General features: G+C 40.5%; 19 protein-coding genes and 2 tRNA genes. 12 read left to right on the top strand and 9 right to left on the bottom strand.

All coding sequences use genetic code 11. The features are described from left to right. Positions 1–52 precede the first annotated feature (52 nt). Both tnpB and BB781_RS13405 read left to right on the top strand, forming a co-directional pair. The gene (tnpB, locus tag BB781_RS13410; RefSeq protein WP_094228990.1) at positions 53–1,165 is read left to right on the top strand and encodes an IS200/IS605 family element RNA-guided endonuclease TnpB; all 1,113 of its coding nucleotides are present in this window, start codon (positions 53–55) and stop codon (positions 1,163–1,165) included. Between the two features lie 54 nt (positions 1,166–1,219). Further along, positions 1,220–3,268, top strand: coding sequence for a PAS domain-containing sensor histidine kinase (locus tag BB781_RS13405; protein WP_094228989.1), 2,049 nt, complete (start codon positions 1,220–1,222; stop codon positions 3,266–3,268). A 6-nt stretch (positions 3,269–3,274) separates the two neighbouring features. On the opposite strand, the gene BB781_RS13400 is transcribed toward BB781_RS13405, so the two are convergent. Beyond that, on the bottom strand, positions 3,275–3,646 hold the full coding sequence (locus BB781_RS13400; protein ID WP_094228988.1) for a helix-turn-helix domain-containing protein: 372 nt from the start codon (positions 3,644–3,646) through the stop codon (positions 3,275–3,277). Positions 3,647–3,760: 114 nt separating this feature from the next. Here BB781_RS13400 and BB781_RS13395 point away from each other — a divergent pair, with 114 nt between their 5' ends. Further along, positions 3,761–4,441: a DUF5591 domain-containing protein gene (locus BB781_RS13395; protein ID WP_094228987.1), complete on the top strand. Its 681-nt coding sequence runs from the start codon at positions 3,761–3,763 to the stop codon at positions 4,439–4,441. Between the two features lie 44 nt (positions 4,442–4,485). On the opposite strand, the gene BB781_RS13390 is transcribed toward BB781_RS13395, so the two are convergent. Further along, a complete protein-coding gene (locus BB781_RS13390) occupies positions 4,486–5,214 on the bottom strand; it encodes an RAD55 family ATPase (RefSeq protein WP_094228986.1) in 729 nt (242 codons plus the stop codon). A gap of 304 nt (positions 5,215–5,518) precedes the next feature. Here BB781_RS13390 and hmgA point away from each other — a divergent pair, with 304 nt between their 5' ends. Further along, positions 5,519–6,763, top strand: a complete 1,245-nt coding sequence (gene hmgA, locus BB781_RS13385; RefSeq protein ID WP_094228985.1) for a hydroxymethylglutaryl-CoA reductase (NADPH) — start codon at positions 5,519–5,521, stop codon at positions 6,761–6,763. Between the two features lie 55 nt (positions 6,764–6,818). Here the strand turns inward: hmgA and BB781_RS13380 are convergent, their stop codons facing one another. The 5 genes from BB781_RS13380 to BB781_RS13360 form a co-directional block, all read right to left on the bottom strand. Further along, entirely contained in the window at positions 6,819–7,592 is a 774-nt protein-coding gene (locus tag BB781_RS13380; protein ID WP_094228984.1) for a cohesin domain-containing protein, read from the bottom strand. 15 nt (positions 7,593–7,607) lie between these two features. Further along, positions 7,608–7,811: a hypothetical protein gene (locus BB781_RS13375; RefSeq protein WP_094228983.1), complete on the bottom strand. Its 204-nt coding sequence runs from the start codon at positions 7,809–7,811 to the stop codon at positions 7,608–7,610. A gap of 32 nt (positions 7,812–7,843) precedes the next feature. After that, positions 7,844–9,085, bottom strand: a complete 1,242-nt coding sequence (locus tag BB781_RS13370) for a 3-isopropylmalate dehydratase large subunit (RefSeq protein WP_094228982.1) — start codon at positions 9,083–9,085, stop codon at positions 7,844–7,846. Between the two features lie 155 nt (positions 9,086–9,240). After that, positions 9,241–9,615, bottom strand: a complete 375-nt coding sequence (locus BB781_RS13365; protein ID WP_094228981.1) for a transcriptional regulator — start codon at positions 9,613–9,615, stop codon at positions 9,241–9,243. 592 nt (positions 9,616–10,207) lie between these two features. Then, positions 10,208–10,284: transfer RNA gene (locus BB781_RS13360), tRNA-Ile, on the bottom strand. A gap of 180 nt (positions 10,285–10,464) precedes the next feature. On the opposite strand from BB781_RS13360, the gene BB781_RS13355 reads away from it, so the two are divergent. The 7 genes from BB781_RS13355 (at position 10,465) to BB781_RS13325 (ending at position 16,654) form a co-directional block, all read left to right on the top strand. Next, positions 10,465–10,536, top strand: a tRNA-Ala gene (locus BB781_RS13355). 550 nt (positions 10,537–11,086) lie between these two features. Continuing rightward, entirely contained in the window at positions 11,087–11,437 is a 351-nt protein-coding gene (locus BB781_RS13350; protein WP_094228980.1) for an EamA family transporter, read from the top strand. A gap of 11 nt (positions 11,438–11,448) precedes the next feature. After that, a complete protein-coding gene (locus tag BB781_RS13345) occupies positions 11,449–12,840 on the top strand; it encodes a cache domain-containing protein (protein WP_094228979.1) in 1,392 nt (463 codons plus the stop codon). Positions 12,841–13,465: 625 nt separating this feature from the next. After that, the gene (locus BB781_RS13340) at positions 13,466–13,969 is read left to right on the top strand and encodes an FKBP-type peptidyl-prolyl cis-trans isomerase (RefSeq protein WP_094228978.1); all 504 of its coding nucleotides are present in this window, start codon (positions 13,466–13,468) and stop codon (positions 13,967–13,969) included. 14 nt (positions 13,970–13,983) lie between these two features. Next, positions 13,984–14,367 carry an OB-fold nucleic acid binding domain-containing protein gene (locus tag BB781_RS13335; RefSeq protein ID WP_094228977.1) on the top strand — a complete coding sequence of 128 codons (384 nt, stop codon included), beginning with the start codon at positions 13,984–13,986 and terminating at the stop codon, positions 14,365–14,367. Positions 14,368–14,432: 65 nt separating this feature from the next. Then, complete coding sequence (locus BB781_RS13330; protein ID WP_094228976.1) at positions 14,433–15,593, top strand: nucleotidyltransferase family protein; 1,161 nt, start codon at positions 14,433–14,435, stop codon at positions 15,591–15,593. A gap of 32 nt (positions 15,594–15,625) precedes the next feature. Continuing rightward, positions 15,626–16,654, top strand: coding sequence for a lysylphosphatidylglycerol synthase transmembrane domain-containing protein (locus BB781_RS13325; protein WP_094228975.1), 1,029 nt, complete (start codon positions 15,626–15,628; stop codon positions 16,652–16,654). 8 nt (positions 16,655–16,662) lie between these two features. Here BB781_RS13325 and BB781_RS13320 read toward each other — a convergent pair whose 3' ends face one another. Beyond that, complete coding sequence (locus BB781_RS13320; protein ID WP_094228974.1) at positions 16,663–18,348, bottom strand: radical SAM protein; 1,686 nt, start codon at positions 18,346–18,348, stop codon at positions 16,663–16,665. 491 nt (positions 18,349–18,839) lie between these two features. Here BB781_RS13320 and ilvD point away from each other — a divergent pair, with 491 nt between their 5' ends. Then, positions 18,840–20,501 carry a dihydroxy-acid dehydratase gene (gene ilvD, locus BB781_RS13315; RefSeq protein WP_094228973.1) on the top strand — a complete coding sequence of 554 codons (1,662 nt, stop codon included), beginning with the start codon at positions 18,840–18,842 and terminating at the stop codon, positions 20,499–20,501. A 274-nt stretch (positions 20,502–20,775) separates the two neighbouring features. On the opposite strand, the gene BB781_RS15835 is transcribed toward ilvD, so the two are convergent. Next, positions 20,776–21,446, bottom strand: a 671-nt coding sequence (locus tag BB781_RS15835) for a hypothetical protein (protein ID WP_164997886.1), incomplete at its 5' end; no start/stop codon positions are given.

Genomic DNA, 21,446 nt, shown 5'->3' with positions numbered 1-21,446 from the left:
TGTATAACTTAACACAAATTATATATACTGTTAAAACAAAAATACTATTTGTATGTTAAAAGCCTATAAGTATAGAATATATCCTACAAAAGAGCAGGAAGACTCGTTCTTCCAACATTTCGGCTCGTGTAGGTTTGTCTATAATTGGGCTTTAGAAAACAAAATCAAATCATATGAACAAGACGGCAAATCAGTATCGAGATTCACATTGAATACAATGATTAGAAAATTGAAGGATGAACACGAATGGTTGAAGGATGTAAATTCTCAATCATTGCAGGGTGCTACTCTTAATCTCGAAAATGCATTTACTAAGTTTTTTAGAGAAAAAAAAGGATTTCCTACCTTTAAATCTAAAAAGAATCCAGTACAATCTTTTTCAGTACCTCAATTCTACGAAGTGGATTTTGATAACAATAAAGTAAAACTTCCTAAAATAGGATGGATAAAAACAAAACTACATCGTAAATTTACAGGTATTGAAAAAACTGCTACAGTATCCAGAACACCTACTGGAAAATATTACATTAGTATTCTTGTAGATGATGAACAGGAAACACCCGTGAAAAGTCTGTTCAGTGAGGAGGTTACTGTTGGTATCGATGTTGGAATCAAGGACTTTGCAGTTCTTTCCAATTGTGAAAAAATCGAAAATCCAAAATACCTGAAATCCTCTATACAACGTCTTAATGTCCTACAAAGAAGGATGAGTAAGAAACAAAAAGGTTCAAAGAACAGGGCAAAGGCTAGATTTGCGGTATCGAGAATCCATGAGAGAATAAGCAATCAGAGAAATGATTTTCAACATAAATTATCCTCTAAGCTGATAGGCGAGAATCAAGCGTTGGCATTGGAAACATTAAACGTTAATGGTATGCTTAAAAATCATTGTCTTGCACAGGCAATAAATGATGCTTCTTGGAGTTCTTTTGTAACCAAACTCGAATATAAAGCAGAATGGTATGGAAAGACCGTTTTGCGTATAGGTAGATTTGAACCATCAAGTAAAATCTGTAACATGTGTGGATATTACAATAAGAATTTAACACTTGCAGACAGAGAATGGGAATGTCCTGATTGTAAAACCAATCATGATAGAGATATTAATGCAGCTATCAATATTAAGAAATTTGCTCTCAATAAGCAAAATCTAATCGGAATATAACACCGTAGGAACTACGGAAAGAGCTTGTCGGACTTGTCCTCAAAAGAGGAAAGAATGAAGCAAGAAGCCGCCCTATTCATAGGGGGGTGGTTCACGTTCTTTACTCATTTAAGGATACTCTCATTAAGGATACTTGTTTATTGGTTGGTTGGAATGAAATATATGCAAAATATATTGTTGCTTGATTCTGGTAAAAAAAAGGATTCTGAACTTAAGTCTAAACTTGAAGATATGGGGTATCCAATTTCTGTGATATTAATCTCTGACTTGGTCGATCCTGAAAAATTATCTATAAAAAAAACAGATATTCTTTTTTATTCATATGATGAAAAAGAATTCAATATAATATCCGGCGATCTGTTAGAGTTATTAAAACTTGTTCCTGTCATTTTTGTAGTTCAAAATTGCAGCATGAACCTGTTTGGGAGCATGGGTCAGGTTAATACATCCTGGTACCTTAAAGAACCTTTTGAAAAGCCAGAATTAGATTTTATGATCCGTACTGCATCTTCCGCCTCATCAATTGGGCCTGGCCAGGAAGCCAGTGAACTATTTTCCCGCTCTTGCCTTAAATCCCGGCTTTCTGAACAAAATAAACTATTGGATATTGCTTTTAATCATGCTCCTATGGCCATGTTGGTATTCGATCAACGAGGGCGGGTGGAGATTATTAATAAGATTAGTTTTGAAGCGATGGGTGCTAAATCCCATGATTTTTTTGGATTGCCTGGTGGGGAAGTATTCTCATGTATCAATTCATTCATTGGTGATGGATGTGGAACTACTCCTGAATGCATAAGTTGTCCAATCCGCAATATCATCATCGATACTTTCAGGACAGGTGTTGATCATCACAAGATCGAAGGGAGCATGGTGAGCCTTAAAAATGGTGTTGTTTCAAATCATGATTTTTTAATATCCACTGCATATATGGATTTGCAGGAAGGAAAAAAAGTTGTTCTCTATCTCGATGACATCACTGATCGCAAAAAAGCTGAAAAGACATTAAAGGAAAGTGAGGAGCGTTTTCAGGTTCTGTACGAGAACATGCCAGGAGGAACAATAATCATCGGGAAAGACTATATGGTCGAGGATGTGAACCATCGGACCTGTGAGATAACAGGATATAAAAAAGAAGAACTTGTGGGTCAGTTATGTGATATTGTATGTCCGAAAGGTTCAATATCAAAACAGTGTCCTATATGGGTGGATGGTCTTGAAGGTTTCCAGGGCATGGATACTACAATAAAATGCAAGAACGGTACTAAAACTCCGATTTTGAAGAATACTAAGAAGATCTTCATAGAAGGAGAGCAATACATTCTGGAGAACTTCCAGGACATATCTGAAAGAAAAGCTGCAGAAGAGGCCATTATCAATGCAAAGATCACAGCTGAGGAAGCAAACCGGACTAAGAGTGAGTTCCTTGCAACCATGAGCCATGAACTTCGTACTCCGCTCAATGCTGTAATTGGTTATTCGGACCTCTTGCTTGAAGATTCATTTGGCGTGCTCACTGCACAGCAGAGGCGCTCCCTTGGTCATATCTCAAACAGTGGAAAACATCTCCTGAAGCTAATAAATGATATTCTGGATATTTCAAAAGTAGAAGCAGGAAAAATGGAATTATATTATGAGAAATTCTTTGTAGATGAAGTTTTTAGCACTGTCCTTAACATTGTCTCTCCTCTTGCAAGGAAAAAGAATATAGAAATTGAGATTTCCATTGTCCCTGATAAATTGTTGCTGAATGCTGATAAAGTTCGCTTCAAGCAAATATTGTTCAACCTCGCCAGTAATGCGGTGAAGTTTACTCCAAACGGTGGTCATGTACTCTTGGATGCTCATTTAAAAGATAATGTAGCAGAGTTCTCTGTCATTGATACAGGTATTGGTATATCCTCTGATGATATCTGTAACTTATTCCATCCTTTCCACCAGATAGATTCTACGATCTCACGAAAGTATGATGGCACAGGCCTTGGTTTATCGCTTGTAAAAAGGTTCGTTGAAATGCATGGCGGCGAGGTTTCAGTCAAAAGTGAACCTGGCAAAGGGAGCAAGTTCACTTTCATGATTACTGCGGATGTTGCAACACCCTAAATTAAATCAAGTCAGAAGTTCCTTATCGAAGTTTTCTATAAGATCATTCATTTTCCGGTACCATTGATCGATTGTTTTCCTGATCATCTCTTTGACAACAATCGGCTCAAGGGCAACGTATTCATAATAGTATCCACCGATGGAAATAGATTTTGTTTCCCTGTATACTAAGCCTGCAGCAATGAGGTTTTGTAGTGAACGATATGCTGTGCTGCGTTCACGTTCAAGTAGCTCTCCAAGTCTTTCTGCAGTCAGGGGGCCATTTTCAAGTAGTGTTTTATAGGTATTGATATCAAGTTCCTTAAGTCCAAGTATACATTTTGCCATGTCTTCACATTTACATTCGGCTCTCAGCATTTCAGGGATGGAACTTGCCATGTTTTTTCCTCGTAGGTTAAAAATAAGTTTTACAGGTTACTATTGTACAATTCACACAAAACCCAATAAAGATTGCGTCAATTATATATATAGTTTGCCAGAATTGTTCCTTCTTTGACAATAATACCTGAGGACGAGCGTTCCAGTCTCCCGCTGGATACAGATGAGGTCATATATCATCCGGATATGATCCGTGCAAATGAGTGGATACTTTATGAATATGAGCCCCCTACACGGGATTTTTGTATATTTGTCCCATGTGCAAAGAAAAAGCCATATCATGAAAGTCCATCCCATAAGATATTCGATAAAGTTATTTATGGGATGCTTGAGCCTGAAAAAATACATGTTGTTGTATTTGGGACGTGTGGAATTACTCCCCGGGAACTTGACACTGAATATCCTTTCATGAATTACCAGTTCATGCTTGGAAAATGCAATGTTGCAAAAGTTAAAAGGGATTTCATCCGGATGGAGAGCCAGAGGTTGTCACAGTATCTTGAAAAGACACGGGATAACTACAAACATCGTATTGCTTATTGCCTTGGTGATTTCAGGAAAGCTATGGAACTGGCAGTTGAAATGTCTGGTGTTGACGTTACGATAGTTCCAAAAGAAGAAACTATCAACGCGCATGCTCAGCCGGACAAGAAGTTCATTTATGGGAGTCTCAATCAGGCAAGTTATCTTCAGGACTTTTCAAATGCCATTGCATCTGTCATCGGTAAAAATGCGCAAACAGCTTTTTGCGATGATTGTGGGAAAACCAACGATAATGATTGGTATCTGTATTAATGTATTAATTAAAAAAGATAAAACAGTGGCCTATATTGCCACTATTACTCCAGATATGGTGATTGAGCAAGTACTGACATACCATTGTCTGAAATATTAAGTACTCGAACTTCATTTATTGTGCCGGATCCTCTCATTTTCATGATATATATTGAGCGTTGAAGATTGTTTCCTGTAATTATACGATCAAGTTTTATCACAGAATCCGCACCATATTCAACCATATCGTCAAGTCCGAACATTGCCCCTACAGTTATTATAGAAGTTACGTTATGTTTACGGAATACGCTGAAAACATCATCTATGAGTGTTCTCAACTTATAATTTGATTCTATGGCAAGGAAAAGAGCTTCAATAGAATCAATAAAGATACGTGTTGGTTGCAGGTCCTCTATTTTGCTTTCAATCAATTTTTTGAAACTTTTGATAAGTTCAGATGGTGCTATCTCAACGCTTTTCTGAAGACGAAGGCTTGGATCTGTGATGTCGACAAAAGTAAGCAGACCCTGCGATACATATTCCTCAAGATTCCAGTTAAAGGAAGTTTTCATCTCTTTTACAATGGATTTTGATTCCTCGGAGGTGATAATACACATTACTTTCTCACCTTTTTTAACTCCCTCAACTATGAACTGTGTCCCAAATATTGTTTTACCTGTACCAGATTTTCCTGATACGACATTTGCAGTTCCTTTGAAGAATCCTCCTCGTAACATCTCATCCAGTCCGGGTATACCGGAATTTACTCTCTCTGATGGGTCGGCATCTGTCATATTAAACCACCTGTTAGTGTATAGATAAATATCTGAATTGTATCCCTAAACTTCTTGATTATACAGCTTCAAATATATACTTTCATAAAAAGTATATGATAATTATCATTTGTACTTTTTTGTACATAGTTTATTATGTCATCCTAATATAAAAAATCACGTATTTAATTTAATTTGCTTGCATTACTTGCTTAATCCGGGGGCTAAAAAGCAATTAGGCGTGAACTATTTGTATCATTGCAACCAAGTCGGTACTTATAAAAAAGATACAAGATGCTGTTTCTTTTATTAACGGGAGATTACCATGGTATCAAGAATGGATTTGAGCAGAGATAAAAAAGAACTACTTGAGGAAGTGGTTTCCGGTAAGATATCTTTTCACAAACTGGATAGTCTGACAGATAAAAAGACCGCTATCATGATCAGACGTTTTTCTCTTGAAGAAACATCCGGATTCAATTTTGATCATATACAGAACTTCTCAATAGATGTTGAAGATGCAACCAAGCGAAATATAGAGAATATGATTGGTGCTATTCAGATCCCCCTTGGCATAGCAGGCCCATTGAAAGTAAAGGGTGAATTTGCAGAAGGGCAGTTCCAGTTACCCTTGGCTACTACAGAAGGTGCCCTTGTTGCCAGTGTGAACCGTGGATGCTCTGTTATTACAATGTCAGATGGTGCAAATGTTCGCATATTTCGTGACCTTATGACAAGAGCTCCGGTGTTCAGGCTGGAAAATGTTATTCGGGCTAAAGAGTTTGCAGATTGGTTACAGGATCCTGCTGTCCTCTCCCGCATGAAAGTAAAGGCATCTGAAACCACACGCTTTGGTGAGCTTGTAGATGTGCAATCATATGTGACGGGTAATACAGTACATGTGCGCTTTTCCTATGATACAAAAGATGCCATGGGAATGAATATGGTTACAATTGCTACGGATGCTGTTCTGACCCTCATAGAGGATGAATTTGGCGCCATACCTGTATCGCTTTCCGGCAATATGTGTACTGATAAGAAGCCTGCAGCCATTAACTCCATTCTCGGAAGGGGCAAAACGGTCGTTGCTGATGTGACACTACCTGCGGAATGTGTAGAAGAGCGTCTCAAATGCAAACCAGAGACAATGGTTGAAGTGAATTATCGTAAAAATCTCTTGGGTTCGGCACGCGCAGGCTCTCTTGGATTTAATGCACATGCTGCAAATATCATAGCTGCAATGTACATTGCCTGTGGGCAGGACCCTGCTCATGTTGTGGAAGGCAGCAGTGCCATAACCACAATGGAGCTGACCAGGTATGGAGAACTCTATTGTTCAGTTACTCTTCCTGCAATGGCTATAGGTACTGTGGGTGGAGGCACAAACCTGGGTCCACAACGTGAATGTCTGAGGCTGCTGGGTGTAAGTGGCTCAGGAAATCCACCGGGTTCACATTCAAAGAAACTTGCGGAGATAATTGCTTCAGCAGTGCTTGCTGGAGAAATTTCTTTGATAGGGGCACAGGCCGCAGGTCATCTTGCACGAGCTCACGCAGAGCTTGGAAGATAAAAATCAAAAAGTTATACAAAGGGCTTTAACTCATACATTTCTCTTTGTAATAAATCTATTTTTTCCTATCAAGGAAGTAAGCGATTCCAAAAAATGCAATTGCTATGAATATAATGTTTATCCAGTTTGATGTTTTGCTGTTGTTGGATCCTTGCCCGATGGTTTTGTCTGCAACACTATTTTCTGCCTGATCAGGTGTGCTCGCAAACATTTGTTCTCCATTTACATTTTTCTGTGTTTCCTGTTCATCATCTTGTACTGGAATTATGTTGAGCTCAGTTTCATCATCTTTATTCTTATCGTTCTTTTCTTCGGTAACTACTGTGTCGGTTATGCTTATTATTGAATCAAGGGTCGTTGCAGGTAATTCTTTTCCCTGATTGTCGCCCAGTACAACATTTGTTATCCTGAGTTCACAGATTCCCTCAGTTGGTTCCGCTACAAGGTTGATTGTACAGAAAATCCCTTCATTTGTAGCCCCCTCTCCCATAATAAGTGCGCTGTATATCTGTGAAACTGTTCCTGCAGATTCATCAATTTTTCCCGGGTTGAACATTATGGGTGAACCACTGTCTGCAAATAAGTCGCCTTCTTCAATGCTATTGATGGTTACAAGAGAACTGTCATAAGTCAGGTCAAGTTGCAAACCATAAATTGCTGTGTCCGGCTTAATGTATACCTGTAGTGTAAAATTCTCTTCTGGCTCCACCGCCTGCGAGGATGGCAGTATACTGACACTTGTCGCAGCAGTTGTTATTCCTGAGGGAAATATAAGGCATAATACGATGATGGCTGTAAATGTCGCAATCCTTACGGTTGATTTACGCATGAGTATTTCCCGGTCTTATTCCAGCTTATGTTGAGCTTTTTTCAGCAATTCCGAGCATTCATCCATTTTTCCGGCGGCCTTTTTAATATCATCTGCTATTTCCCTGTAACCGGCAGCTTCTATTTTCGCAGCCCACTCGCTAAAACTCTTGCTATGGCTTTCGTTATGCTCTACCCAGTGTTCAATAAGGTGCTCAAGCTTTGGTTTATCAAGTTCCATTGTGACTTCTCCTGTATTGTTCTTTGTTTTCTTTAAATCTCACGGGGGTCTGTGATCTCTCCGGTAAGTGCTGAGGCGGCTGCAGTTGCGGGAGATGCAAGATATATATAGCCACCTGTTCCCATTCTTCCTTTAAAGTTACGGTTGGCTGTTGAAATGCATACCTCATCTTTGCCAATAACTCCCATATGTCCGCCAAGACACGGTCCGCATCCAGGTGAGCCGACAGTGACTCCTGCTTCAAGAAGAGTCTCAATAATGCCTTTTCTGACAGCTTCGATGAGAACATTGCGGGACGCAGGTATTACAATTGTCCTGATGGACACCTTTTCACCTTTTAAGATGGATGCAGCAACTTCCAGATCTTCCAACCTGCCATTGGTACAGGTTCCTATGAACGCCTGATCAAGTTTTGTAGTCTTGATATCAGATATGTCATGTACATTGTCCACCTGATGCGGACTGGCTATCTGAGGTTCAAGTTCAGTTGTATCAAAGTTGTATTCTTTTGAATACAGTGCATCTTCATCAGCATAAACAGGTTCATATCTCTGGGCTGCGATACCTTCAAGGAAATCAAAAGTCGTCTTATCCGGGGGAACTATGCCGGTCTTTGCTCCCATTTCAATTGCCATGTTACAAATGGTCATTCTGCCAGACATGGAAAGAGAATCTATTGTGCTTCCGTAGAATTCGGCAGCTTTGTATGTTGCACCGGCAACTCCAAGAGTGCCTATTATCTTTAGGATCAGGTCTTTCGCAGATACTGCGTTGTTGAATTTCCCTTCCGCAGTTATTTTGATACTTTCCGGTACCTTGAACCAGAGCTTTCCGGATGCGAATATTTCTGCCATATCTGTGGCACCGACTCCAGTCCCAAACGCTCCGAATGCTCCATATGTGCAGGAATGTGAATCAGCTCCTACAACGAGTTTCCCGGGTAGTGCAAATCCATTCTCAGGGAGTAGCTGGTGGCAGATGCCTTCACCGATATCATAGAAGTTCTTAATTCCCTGGTTTTTGATCCATCTGCGGATATCTTGTTGTAAGGTGGCAGTAGTGTCAGTGTTTGCAGGTGTCAGGTGGTCAAATGGTATCACTATTCTTTCAGGGTTCCATACTTTTTCTTCTTCCATTTCCCTGAAAGCTCTTACAGCAAGGACACTTGTGCCATCGTGTGCCATTGCAAAATCTACATCTGCTATTACAAAATCGTTTGCCTTAGCTTTTTTTCCTGAGGCGCGGCTGAATATTTGTTCGCTTATGGTACTCAAAAGATTAACTCCGTTAGTATAACTGGGATAAGGATTGATAAACATCCCATGTTAACTTAAAATCTTCGATAGAATTAATTGGTGATTAAAGGAAGATATAATGTTCCTTGTAAAAAAGAGTTTTTGCTGCAGTGGCAGCAAATAACAAAACAAGATTATGCAAGTCTTTTCAGTTTTTCTATATTATTGAGTACATATCTGCTCTCAAGCAGGACCTGTTGTTCTATGTTATGGACTATTTCTTCCAAGGGGGTGATGAGTCTGTAAAGTTTAACTGGTCTGCCCTTTCCTTCTGTTTTTTTCTCTTCTCTTATTTCCACCCAGTTGTTATCTTTAAGGTATCTCATTGCAATACTTACTTCAGGTTGCCTGAGATTTGAATTTTTTTCAATTTCGCGGGAAGTGATTTCTTCTCCACTGGAGAGGCAGGCAAGAGTTAAGGCTACAGGCCTGTTCATGTCTAATTTCCGTAGCAACTCTACAATCTCATATTCTTTTTCATTCATGCCGCTGGGTTTTTTTTCTCTCATACAGAATCACCAGATTATATGTAGTTAGTTTCGTTTTTGTTTGGATTTCGTGCAAAAATACATGGTAAAAGGGATGATGTTTCATGGAAATTTAGAACTTTAAGTTCTTTTTATCCCTGACATGTTTATCCTGGAATTATCGTGTAGTATTGATTCTTACATATCACTTACTATTATATGTAGTTATTATATATTAATATTTTTTATATTAAAATAGTAAGTCAACAACATCTATTTTTTATGATATACAATTGGCTGTTATTTAGCAAATGGGAATTCGGGCTATGTAGGCTTCCTTCAGATTTCAGATATGAAGTTATATGAATGTATATAAAATAGACAATGTATTCGAATAAATCCAATTTAAGCAACGATGTTTATTTCTATGCGATCCGACGTGGTTCACTTATACTGTCCAGACTACGGGTATTTATACATTCAAAGAGCTGGAACTGGTTGAATAAGGTACGGTAAGTAACTACAGATTTATACTAAAAAGTAACCAATTATCATATTTTTTAAATGCAATGCCATTACATATGTGGGTAATATGATCTTTCGATGTATGCTGAAAACAGGAGTATATGCATTTTGGTGGGCCCGCTGAGATTCGAACTCAGGACCTCACGGTTATCAGCCGTGCGCTCCACCGAGCTAAGCTACGGGCCCATAATGCTTGTGTTTCGCATGACGCCTTCATCACGCGACACTCCAAATACGCATACAGGTACTTTAATATTTCGCTCCAAACTCTTGTTTAAACTTAAATTATTTATAATGAACGAAAGTTCATACAAGTTTGCAGCGATAGATTTATGTTAGATAATGTGCTGTATGGGTTGATATTCCGGGCTGGTAGATCAGGGGAAGATCGCTACCTTGGCATGGTAGAGGCCTCGGGTTCAATTCCCGACCAGTCCACTACAATATTTGTAATATATTTTAAGTAATTATATTCTTTTTAGTATATTTTTGTGTCCAGTATTTGGGAAACATCATTTTTGTAATGTATGATATGTATGAATGTTAGGGTCTTCATTGTATGAAGGTCTTTAGGGTAATTAAAGAATACTTGTGGACTCTGGTATTCTACTTAAAGGATATTCAATGATCGACCATCAACATAATAATCGATGGAGATTAATTGTTGCCGCGATTTAAAATGTGGGAACACTAAATGCTTGGCAACCCGTGTGCCTGCAATATCATCAGATCTATCAGTATCTTGCTGTGGCTGATGTAATTTCCGCAACAATTTCGACATGTTTTCGGATATAAGTTCCCCGGGTCAAGGATAACATTAGATAAATGGTATTTTTTGCATCATCTTGTAACATACTGCCCTATTTATCGAGCACGGCATCAGAAACAGAAACTGAAATGGGGGATTCCTTAAGGAAGGGGTATTTCTTTAACAGATCACCCAGCACGGATATTTCAATTTTCTTTCCTCCGTGAAAGGGATTGATCAATGCAAGGACATCTGCATGGTCTTTTATCAGTTTTCCCGTTTATCCTGGGATACATCTCTGTCCGGTCGGTAGTTATCCTTGCAGAATTATTTAATGCAGGAGGTTTTACCTTGTTTACTTTGGTCTCGGAAGCATGGGGACTGGATGTTGCCACGATTCTGTCATCACTGAGTCCTGCAGTCACAGTGTTGCTGGCATGTATATTATTAAAAGAACAACTTGCTCTGCGTCAATGGGTAGGAGTGATAGCCGCCCTGAATGCTATGATCCTTTATATCTATCTTATATATTTTAAGTGTTCTTTCCCACACAGCAAATTTCATCACTATTTATTTATATCTTTACAGTAAATAGAATCTTCATGTCACAGTCTCTACAATATAAAAATCTTTTACTCATTGTGGCACTGGCCGGAGCGCTGGTTCTGGTTTCAGGATGCCTGTCAGAACGTGAAGATGCATCTGCAGATATGAGCGGGGCAGAGCCGGTGTCGGTTGCCAGCGCCCCCGTATCTCAGGATGAACTCGTGACTTTCGTCGAGGCAGCTTTCGAATATGCACATGTCCATGGACAGGAAGCCGCTCTTCGGGAGTTCAATGACCCGACCGGCCAGTTCGTTGACGGCGAACTCTATATCTTTGCCTATGATTCCGAAGGCAACACATTGGCTCTTCCCTTCCAGCCCGAGGTTCTCGGAACCACCCGGTGGAATACAACGGACGTCAGCGGCACTCCATATATTCGGGATCTGATCACCACTGCGCAGTCCGGCGGGGGTTTTGTTCGTTATCTTTATGCAGATCCTTCAGATGATTTCATCGTCAAGCAAAAACTCAGCTATGTGACGATGGTGGGCCAGGACTGGCTCATCGGTGCGGGCATCTACCTTCCGGACACAAAGTCCGAAATGACCGCTAGTGACCTTGCAGCGTTTGTGCAGGATGCTTCGGCATATGTGGATTCGGTTGGAGAGGAGACTGCTCTTGACGAGTTTTCAAAAAAGGACGGGCAGTTTTCCACTGATGTTGCCTACATATACGCTTACGATCACAACGGGACACTTCTTGCAGACCCCTATAGCTTCGATGTCGGGACGAACTTTATGGGCTGGACCGATGTTCGCGGACTGCCGTTGGTCCGGATATTTGCGGATACCGCTTCCCGTGGCGGGGGGTTTATAGCATACCTGTATCCGGTAAAAGGGGATGGAATAATAGACGTGAAGGCAAAAGATACCCACCAGCCTGTGCTCGGCTATGTCGCCCCGGCCGGAGATAACTTGTGGATTGTTTCTGATATGTACTTAACGGATATTGCAGGCGAGGGTTCTGACGCAGTATCGAAGATGGTCGGGCTCATTGAGAGCTGTGCAGCCTATGGATACGAACATGGATCCACAACTGCATTTGCCGAGATATCTAACTGCTCCGGGATGTTTGTCGATGCAGAGGGACACTATGTTTACGCTTACGACTACAACGGCACGCTTCTCGCTCACCCGTACCTGCAGGAAAGTATAGGGTCCAGTCTGATCGACAGACGCGATTCGTTCGGAATGGAAATGATCTGGGCGCTTACGGATACTGCACGTTCAGGTGGCGGTTACGTTGTCTTCATGTGGCCAAATCCTGACAAAGAGAACCGGGAAGAGCTGAAGATCGGTTATGTACTTCCTGTAGACGATACCTGGTGGGTTGGGTCGGGAGTCTATCTAAGCGAGATAACCGGGATGGATGCATCCATATCCTCTTGAATTCCCGGATAATTTTTTTTTACCATATAATTCCGTTTGGACGAAAAAACGGTTTACATCATGGCTGATTTCTCGCTGTATCATAAGCGACATTGTGCTTCCCTTTGATTTTGACAATGGGAAAAGACCTGTCATGTTCCTTTGAGCAGTTTTTTGAGATCTCGCCTGTCTGAGGTTCAGATGTTCCGAGGGTCCGATTACCCGCGTGGTTTCATGCTGTTCCCGTTTTTTGAGAGCTATGTAGTCTTCCTGTTAGCTTAATTTTAACAATAAGAGTTCACAGAAGATACAGAGAATGAAAAGTGACTTAAGTGAATCCTCTGTGAAGTCAGTGTTCTCTGTGGTTCATGTAGGTGTTATGTATGCTTCATGAGCATTTTTATTGAGCCTTATCATGTAAAAGAGCATAAAAGCTCAGCGTAATGTCTGGTTTATGATACATAAAAAGTATCGAAATTATGGTCTCGAATACATTTCAGTAATCTTATATATCTTAGAATAGAACCGATATATTTGTCAAAATTATTATTGATGTTTTGTATGAATTTCAATTTTAATTATGACTTTGTAATAATGAAACGTAGATGGTGATTATGTGAATAAACTATTATTATTTATTTTATTGATGTGTGTTTTGTTTGTCAGTGGTTGTACTGATTCTGACAATGCAAGAACAGTAATTGTTGGGGACTATATTTCTGTCAACTATACAGGTAGCCTGGAAAACGGCACTGTTTTTGATACTTCCATGGAAGATATTGCAAAGGCAGAAAATATTTACAACCCTTACAGGAACTATGAACCATTATCCTTTATCGTCGGCTCAGGTCAAATGATCCCTGGATTTGATGATGCTGTAATTGGTATGGCAATCGGTGAGACTAAAACAGTTACGATGCTTCCGGAGGAGGGTTATGCCTATTATCCTGAACTTGTGATAGTCTTCTCAATAGCTGATTTCGAATCTGCCAATATTACTCCGGTTATAGGGGAGAAGATTGTTTCACAGAATCGTGAGGGGACAATCGTAAATCTTAATGAGGAAAATGTGACGGTTGATTTCAATCATCGTCTGGCAGGCGAAACACTTACCTTTAGTATAGAACTCGTTTCAATAGAAGATGCCTGATCCACGTGGTTTTTATGGAAAAAGAAGAAAAGATTGTTGTGATTCTTCTGTGCATGGCTTTTATATCGCTTACAATAGCCTATGCCAGTTTCTATTCCGGTGACAGTGCCAGCAATATGCAAGAACTCAGTTCTTCTTCTCTGCCGGGCGAAGATGTTCGATTTGAAGGGGATGTACTTTCAAAACGGTTTACTTACACAGGCGGTCATCTTTTGATTGATGTTGACTATGGGGTCGGAGTGATCACTGTATTTGTACCTTCTAAAAATGGTGCAAAAGATATAGATTCGCGGATAAATGAGAATGATCATGTATTAGTTATTGGTACTGTGGATGAGTATGAGGGTCAACTTGAAGTGGTTGTTCAAAGTAGTGATGATATCACTCTCTTACAATGAATTGTTCGAAAAAACAGTTGGTTAGTCGCTAAAGATATAAGCAAAAAATCACCTCTTACTAAAATATGAAAGCCTGTATTATGTGTGGTGGGGAAGGTACCAGACTGCGTCCTTTGACATTTGCAAGACCAAAGCCAAGCATTCCGATTTTGAATAAACCCTCTGTGATTCACCTGATAGAGCATCTCTCAAAAGAAGGCTTTAATGATATAGTTATCACTTTGGGATATATGGCTGAGAAGATAGAAGAACAGCTTGGGGATGGCCGTATCTTCGGAGTTCATATTGATTATGTCTATGAAAAGGACAGGCTTGGCACGGCAGGTGGTGTTAAGAATGCTGAGCAATACCTACGTGATAGCCCATTTATAATACTTGGCGGGGACCATGTATTGAATCTGAATCTCAGGGAAATGTACAGGTTCCATGAAATGACCGATGCACTTGTTACAATAGGTCTGCTATCTATCGATGATCCACGTGAGTTTGGTATCGCTGACATGGATGTCAATAACAGGATACGTCGTTTTCTTGAAAAACCAGGTCCGGGGGAAATATTCAGTAATCTTGCAAGTACTGGCATCTATGTATGTGACCCTGAAATATTCGACTGGATACCTGGAGATACAAAGTATGATTTTGCAAAGGACCTCTTCCCGGATATACTTGCTAAAAACAGGAAGATAAATGGAATTCTTGCACGGGGGAGGTGGACTGATGTGGGAAGTCCTCAAGCATACAGGCAAGCCCAGCGCTGGATGCTCGAATCTTTGCCTGGCACCACGATTGAAGGTCATTTCAGAACACAAGATGCCCGTATAAAAGGTCCTGTTTCTCTTGGCCATAATGTGTCCGTAGGATCCAATTCTGCTATAGTAGGTCCTATTGTTATCGGCGAGAATACTACTATAGGGGACAACGTTCTGATCGGTCCTTATACGACCATAGGTTCAAACTGTGTGATCGATGACGATACGAGAATTCTCTCTTCTTATATCTTCAATGATGTTGTCATAGGGAAAAATTCCAATGTATCCGGCTCTGTAATTGATAATGGCACAAAGGTGGGTGATAATTGCAGCCTTGAAAATGGTACTGTTATTGGTCCCGGTGTTAATATTGAGAATGATGTTACGGTACATTCAAATGTGAGGGTGTGGCCGGAGGTATCAGTCCCATCTGATACAAGTGTCAAAGAGGACATCCTTAATGATTCTTATATGTGATCATTGCGCGATTTTATATGTAGGTAGGGGATATGAACAAGGTTAAAAAATGGATTTTTGTATCCTTACTTATAAGTCTTGTTTCCAGTGTCATTGTATTTCTTTTTACATTTGATTCAGGAACTATCGATGCTTTAATGGAAATAAAGCCCGAGTATATACTTGCAGCTGCATGTATACATGCTATTACTTATGTGATATGGGGTTTGAGGACACGTTCTCTTTGCAAGGCCCTGGGTTATGACCTAGGTTATCTGAAGTCATTTGAGATTGTAACTTCGGGAACTCTTGCTGCATCAATTACGCCTTCGTCTCTTGGAGGCGAACCTCTCAGGATCCACCTGCTTCACGGCCAGAATATCCCTCTGGGGAAAGCAACTGCAGTGGTCATTGGGGAAAGGCTTCTGGATGGCATCCTTATTCTTACAATGGCACCTTTTTCTGTTTATGCTCTACGGAGTATTCAAAAAGACTCTGTTTTTGATGCAATATTTATTTTTGCAGAAGCAGGACTGATATTCATACTTTTTCTTACATTGTATGCTATATGGAAACCCGAGCCTACAAAAAAGGTTGTATATTTTTTTGTGCAAAGGCTAGCACAGCTGTTGGGTAGAAAAACAGACGATGCACTTGAAAAAATAATGACCCGGGTTGATTCGGAACTTGAGTATTTCCATGACAGTATTTCAGTACTGTTGAATGAAGGCAGAAGAGGCCTTGTATTTGGGATATTCCATACTGTAATTTTCTGGTTTGTAGATTTTTTCATGCTTTACGTGATACTGGTAGGCCTTAATCAACATCCTGATCCAATCCTTGTTTTTGCTTCACAGGTGATCATAATTGTATTGCTTGTTATTCCTGCAACACCGGGTGCAAGCGGGATTGCAGAATTTGCAGGCACGACTGTGTTTTCTTTATTTATAAGTTCTTCAGTTCTTGGTATAGCAGTTATTGCCTGGAGGGCATTCACGTTCTATATGAATCTCTTTGTAGGTGGCTTTGTCAGTTTCAAAATACTGAAAGATACAGAATTCATTAAGAAGTTCCTTAATTAAATCACTATTCAAATGTTAATGAATGCAAGTAGTTCTTCATTGCCTATTCTTTCAATGAAATCCTTCTTACTTGAAAAAGGGGCTTTGCTATGTATGAGAGTGGCATGTTTCTTTCCGATGCCCGGGAGTTCTTGTATAAGTGGGATGGGGGCAGTGTTTATATCCAGGGGGTATGGAATTCCGGTGATTGATCTGTGCCCGTGGCGGGTCACTGTAACATCTATAAAAGTTCCTGTTGGCATGTTCACAGGTATCCCTACAAGCAGGGGGTAAGAACCCATTTGTCTTCCAAAACACATTTTTCTATCATTGATCTCACACATTACTTCTCTAATTATTGTACCGGCAGGAGTGATATTTTGAAGCATTGGCAGATCTATGTCTTTCCTGATCTTTTCTTTATATTTGAGAAATATCTGCTTATGCTTTCTGACAAGTTCATCGTTGCCATACATCCGGGTTCCGGGGAAGGCCATGACCTGTCTTATATTTATTCTGCGAAGTAACAGGCCAGAGTCCAGTACTCTTTTCAGGAAACTGTAGTTAAGGTCAAAAGTTTTCTTTGACTCGCCCATAAGGCCGTGTACAAGGTTGATTCCGGGAAGTAGTTCCGGCATTCCATTATTTCCTCTTTTTCGTCCCACTTCATTTATGATACTTATGGCTTCAAATATTTCATCAGGCATTGCTTTTAGACCATTTGCTTTTACTACAGTTGGATCGGCACTTTCCATTCCAAGGGCTGCAACATCTCCTGCAGTATGGTATTTTACGATGGTCCGGAATATTTCTTTGCAGAGTTCCGGATATGCTGATATGGTTCCCGGGTTAGCATTGTCCATGTGCAATACTTTTAGTTGCGGTGCTACGTTCCTGATCCCTTTGTATAGAGACAGGATGGCTTGCGGATCTGGCTCAGGAATGTGTCCTCCTCTGTCTTTAGCATGGTAGCTCAGGATGTCAGGTTGTCTCCCTATCCTGAAATACCTTGCACCGAACTCATACAACCCTGCTACTTCCAAAACAACATCGCTTATTGGACGATAATCGGAGCTTCCGTAGAAGGGCTCTGTACAAAATGAACAGTGTTGGTTACGTCCGCATCCTCTGTATGTTTCAAGTTCACACATCACATTGGGATAATCTGGATGATTTCGGATGATGAATGCTCCTTTTACGGCCCATCTTCCAATTTCTTCAACTGACCTGAAGCGATGTTCAAGTTCTTCCGGATCCTTAGTCGTTTCTCCAAGAATGTCATAAACAAGAGCTTCGATATCTTTCTGGCAAATTATCAAATCTGTGGCATTTATCAGGTTGCTTTCCGCCTTCTTTCCACCTTCCAGAGAAAAACCAAGCCGTATTGGTCCACCAAGTACTTTAAGGCCGCTGGCAGTACTGAATATGCTTTCTATTTCTTCAAGGTTTATTGGTGTTGAACGCAGGTATTTTCCTGGAACGGTCATACCAGCAACTACTATGTTTATATCTGCTTTTTTTATGAGCTCTGCGGCATCCGTTCGATCTTTACGTAATTCATCAATGGTGAAAAAAGATATGTCTGTTTCTTGCAGACCTTTCTCGCGTAGTGCGCCTGCTATATATCTTATATAAGGGGATATGTAGGGTGGTACTCCGAAACACGCAGGTTCATCAACATACCCGTCAATAATTACAGCTTTTATATCATTCATATTATATATCACTAAATGTCTATTTTATATGCAATATATTAAACAATTTACTTTTTATTATATATGTGTGGGTGTAATGTAAATTGATGCTTCTTCATGCAAATATGCTTTATGAAAATGTCGGTTATGATTGGACCATTTACTCATGTAGATCGTGTAAATGTCCTGTACTATTTGATAATGGAATGCTTGATGCGATATTTAAGCTGATGGTTGTCTTCAATGAATCTTGTTTTGATCATACAATTTCTTACGAAATCATAATTCCTATTTTGTATGATGTGCGTCTTATTTTAAAATAGAGTACTTATTTTGTATGAATCAGTACTACTTCCTGACACGGTAAGCATATATATTCTATTTGAGTTCACTGTTGTCTCATGTTCCTGATTAGTAAGTGTTTGTAATTGTTGTCGACACATACATGTTATATATTCCTTTTTCCATTACTTATATTAGTTTAGACTTTATACAATAAATGAGGTTTTTCAATGAGAAGTGACAAGACCAAGAAAGGACTCGAACGTGCGCCCCATCGTTCCCTTTTGAAGGCAACCGGCGTGACAGATTCGGAAATGAAAAAACCGTTCATAGCGGTTGTAAACTCCAGGAATGAACTAATACCTGGTCATATTAATCTTGATAAGGTTGCAGAGGCAGTAAAGGCAGGCATCAGGAGTGCTGGCGGTGTTCCGTTCGAATTCCACACGATTGGGATATGTGATGGTATAGCTATGGGTCATGAAGGGATGAAATATTCTCTTCCAAGTCGTGAGGCTATTGAGGACTCTATTGAACTTGTCCTGCAAGGGCACCAGCTTGACGGCATGGTTATGATTACTGCATGCGACAAAATCACTCCCGGGCATCTTATGGCAGCAGGAAGACTGGACATTCCTGCCATAGTTGTGACAGGTGGTCCAATGATCCCGGGATTCGTCGATGATGAATACAGGGACCTCATCTCCGTTTTTGAAGGTGTAGGTGAATGTCAGGCAGAGAAGGTATCCGATGAGAAGCTGAAGCTGTTGGAAGATTGTTCATGTAGCGGTGCTGGTTCATGTGCAGGTATGTATACTGCAAACACTATGGCATGCATGACTGAAGCTCTGGGGCTTAGTCTGCCTGATTGCGGCACGGCCCATGCGGCAGATGCCAAGAAGATAAGGCTTGCAAAGGACTCTGGTGAACGTATTGTTTCCATGGTCAATGAAGGTATCAATGCACGCAGCATAGTTACTATGAAGTCATTTGAGAATGCCATAATGGTTGATATGGCAATCGGTGGGAGTACTAATACAACCCTTCACTTACCGGCAATTGCTCATGCATTTGGTCTTGAACTAACTTTAGATGTTTTTGACAGGCTAAGCAGGACTACTCCTCATATCATATCCCTTAAACCAGGTGGCTCACATTACATGCTTGACTTTGACCGGGCTGGCGGAGTTCAGGCTATAATGAGCAGACTGAAGTCAAAGCTCAACCTTAATGAAGCTACTGTGAATGGTAAGACTGTAGGTCAGAACCTTGATGATTTTGTAATGGTCAACCCAAAGCTCAATGCAAGAATAATGGGCACTCTGGAGTCTCCTATACACGAAGAAGGTGGCATCGCTGTATTGAAAGGAAGTCTTGCTCCTGATGGTTCTGTAGTCAAACAGGCAGCAGTAGATCCAAAAATGCTTAAACACAGTGGTCCTGCAAGGGTGTTTGACAGTGAGGAAGCAGCTATGGAGGCAATCCGTGCAAGAAAAATAGTTGCAGGTGATGTAGTGGTTATACGTTACGAAGGTCCAAAAGGTGGTCCGGGTATGCGTGAAATGCTGTCTCCTACATCAGCAATTGCAGGTATGGGTCTTATCGATAAGGTCGCACTGGTCACAGACGGCCGTTTCTCCGGTGGGACCAGGGGTCCGTGTATAGGGCATATCTCTCCTGAAGCTCAGGAAGGCGGCCCAATAGGTCTTGTAAAAGAAGGCGATATAATCGAAATAGATATTCCTGCCCGAAGACTTGATCTTAAAGTCTCAGAAGAAGACCTTCAGAAACGCAGGGAAGTCTTTGTTCCTATGGAAAAGAAAGTTACAGGTTATCTTGCAAGGTACAGGAAATTCGTCAGCTCTGCAAGTAAAGGTGCAATCATAGACTGATATTAGAACGGGCAGATCCGGATGGGTCTGTTTCTAACTTTTTTTGCTTAATATGACCGATGGTTATTTTATACTGGATTGCATGAGTATTATTTAATGAAAATGGTGGGTATTTGTCCAATATGTGGTTCAGTATCTAACCTGAACACATGCACTCTATGTGGAAGGCTTGTCTGCAATGGATGCTATGATTTTTCAAGAAGTGTCTGTATCCAGTGTTCTTCAGGTATTATTTTCTCCGAGATGTTATCTGAAAGAACCGGATTGGTTTGAACTATTTTAATCGGTGAAGGTGCTCAATTCCATTTTCTTGCTTAAGCACAAGTACTTCTCTTGCCACAAGTTCCTTTATTTTCCTGTCGACTTCTTCCTGGCTGAACTGACGTGAAACAAGGCTTTTGATAATATCCTTTTTCACTTTAGCTCCCCGTGGCATATACATCAAAATGTTTCCTTCGAGTTTGTCCGGTTTTGTATCAGTACTCTGTTTTATCACAGGTGCAGTTGGTGCTGGGGTGCTTTGAATTCCCTGCATACTGCAGTTTTCATCATTGATAAATGGTGGTACGCTTCCAGGGTTTCCTGGATGTTGCATTTCAGGCATTTTGAATGGGGGTAATTCTGGTGCAGTTTTTGTTTCCCAAGGATTAAAAGTTTGAATTCCTGCCGACGATTTAGTGTCTGGTATCTGAGGGACATTTAAGTCCGGCATTACAAATTCCGCGTCCTGTTTTGTCTGTTCCGGTAGCTTTAGTTCCGGCATTACAAATTCTGTCTCCTGTTTTGTCTGCTCCGGTAGCTTTAGTTCCGGCATTACAAATTCCGCGTCCTGTTTTGTCTGTTCCGGTAGCTTTAGTTCCGGCATTACAAATTCTGTCTCCTGTTTTGTCTGCTCCGGTAGCTTAAATACCGGCATTACAAATTCCGCGTCCTGTTTTGTCTGTT

The organism is Methanolobus psychrotolerans (assembly GCF_002243045.1).
Taxonomy (GTDB): domain Archaea; phylum Halobacteriota; class Methanosarcinia; order Methanosarcinales; family Methanosarcinaceae; genus Methanolobus; species Methanolobus psychrotolerans.
The sequence above is the reverse complement of the archived record's forward strand: the minus strand, read 5'-3'. Positions and strand labels throughout refer to the sequence as shown.

Bases quoted from the DNA above. Each gene is read 5' to 3' on its own strand.
- BB781_RS13340 (WP_094228978.1), top strand. From the start codon at position 13,466: ATGTGTGTTTTGTTTGTCAGTGGTTGTACTGATTCTGACAATGCAAGA.
- BB781_RS13325 (WP_094228975.1), top strand. From the start codon at position 15,626: ATGAACAAGGTTAAAAAATGGATTTTTGTATCCTTACTTATAAGTCTT.
- BB781_RS13320 (WP_094228974.1), bottom strand. From the start codon at position 18,348: ATGAATGATATAAAAGCTGTAATTATTGACGGGTATGTTGATGAACCT.
- BB781_RS13380 (WP_094228984.1), bottom strand. From the start codon at position 7,592: ATGCGTAAATCAACCGTAAGGATTGCGACATTTACAGCCATCATCGTA.
- BB781_RS13345 (WP_094228979.1), top strand. From the start codon at position 11,449: ATGTCACAGTCTCTACAATATAAAAATCTTTTACTCATTGTGGCACTG.
- ilvD (WP_094228973.1), top strand. From the start codon at position 18,840: ATGAGAAGTGACAAGACCAAGAAAGGACTCGAACGTGCGCCCCATCGT.
- tnpB (WP_094228990.1), top strand. From the start codon at position 53: ATGTTAAAAGCCTATAAGTATAGAATATATCCTACAAAAGAGCAGGAA.
- BB781_RS13390 (WP_094228986.1), bottom strand. From the start codon at position 5,214: ATGACAGATGCCGACCCATCAGAGAGAGTAAATTCCGGTATACCCGGA.
- BB781_RS13375 (WP_094228983.1), bottom strand. From the start codon at position 7,811: ATGGAACTTGATAAACCAAAGCTTGAGCACCTTATTGAACACTGGGTA.
- BB781_RS13330 (WP_094228976.1), top strand. From the start codon at position 14,433: ATGAAAGCCTGTATTATGTGTGGTGGGGAAGGTACCAGACTGCGTCCT.
- BB781_RS13365 (WP_094228981.1), bottom strand. From the start codon at position 9,615: ATGAGAGAAAAAAAACCCAGCGGCATGAATGAAAAAGAATATGAGATT.
- hmgA (WP_094228985.1), top strand. From the start codon at position 5,519: ATGGTATCAAGAATGGATTTGAGCAGAGATAAAAAAGAACTACTTGAG.
- BB781_RS13350 (WP_094228980.1), top strand. From the start codon at position 11,087: ATGCAAGGACATCTGCATGGTCTTTTATCAGTTTTCCCGTTTATCCTG.
- BB781_RS13335 (WP_094228977.1), top strand. From the start codon at position 13,984: ATGGAAAAAGAAGAAAAGATTGTTGTGATTCTTCTGTGCATGGCTTTT.
- BB781_RS13405 (WP_094228989.1), top strand. From the start codon at position 1,220: ATGAAGCAAGAAGCCGCCCTATTCATAGGGGGGTGGTTCACGTTCTTT.
- BB781_RS13400 (WP_094228988.1), bottom strand. From the start codon at position 3,646: ATGGCAAGTTCCATCCCTGAAATGCTGAGAGCCGAATGTAAATGTGAA.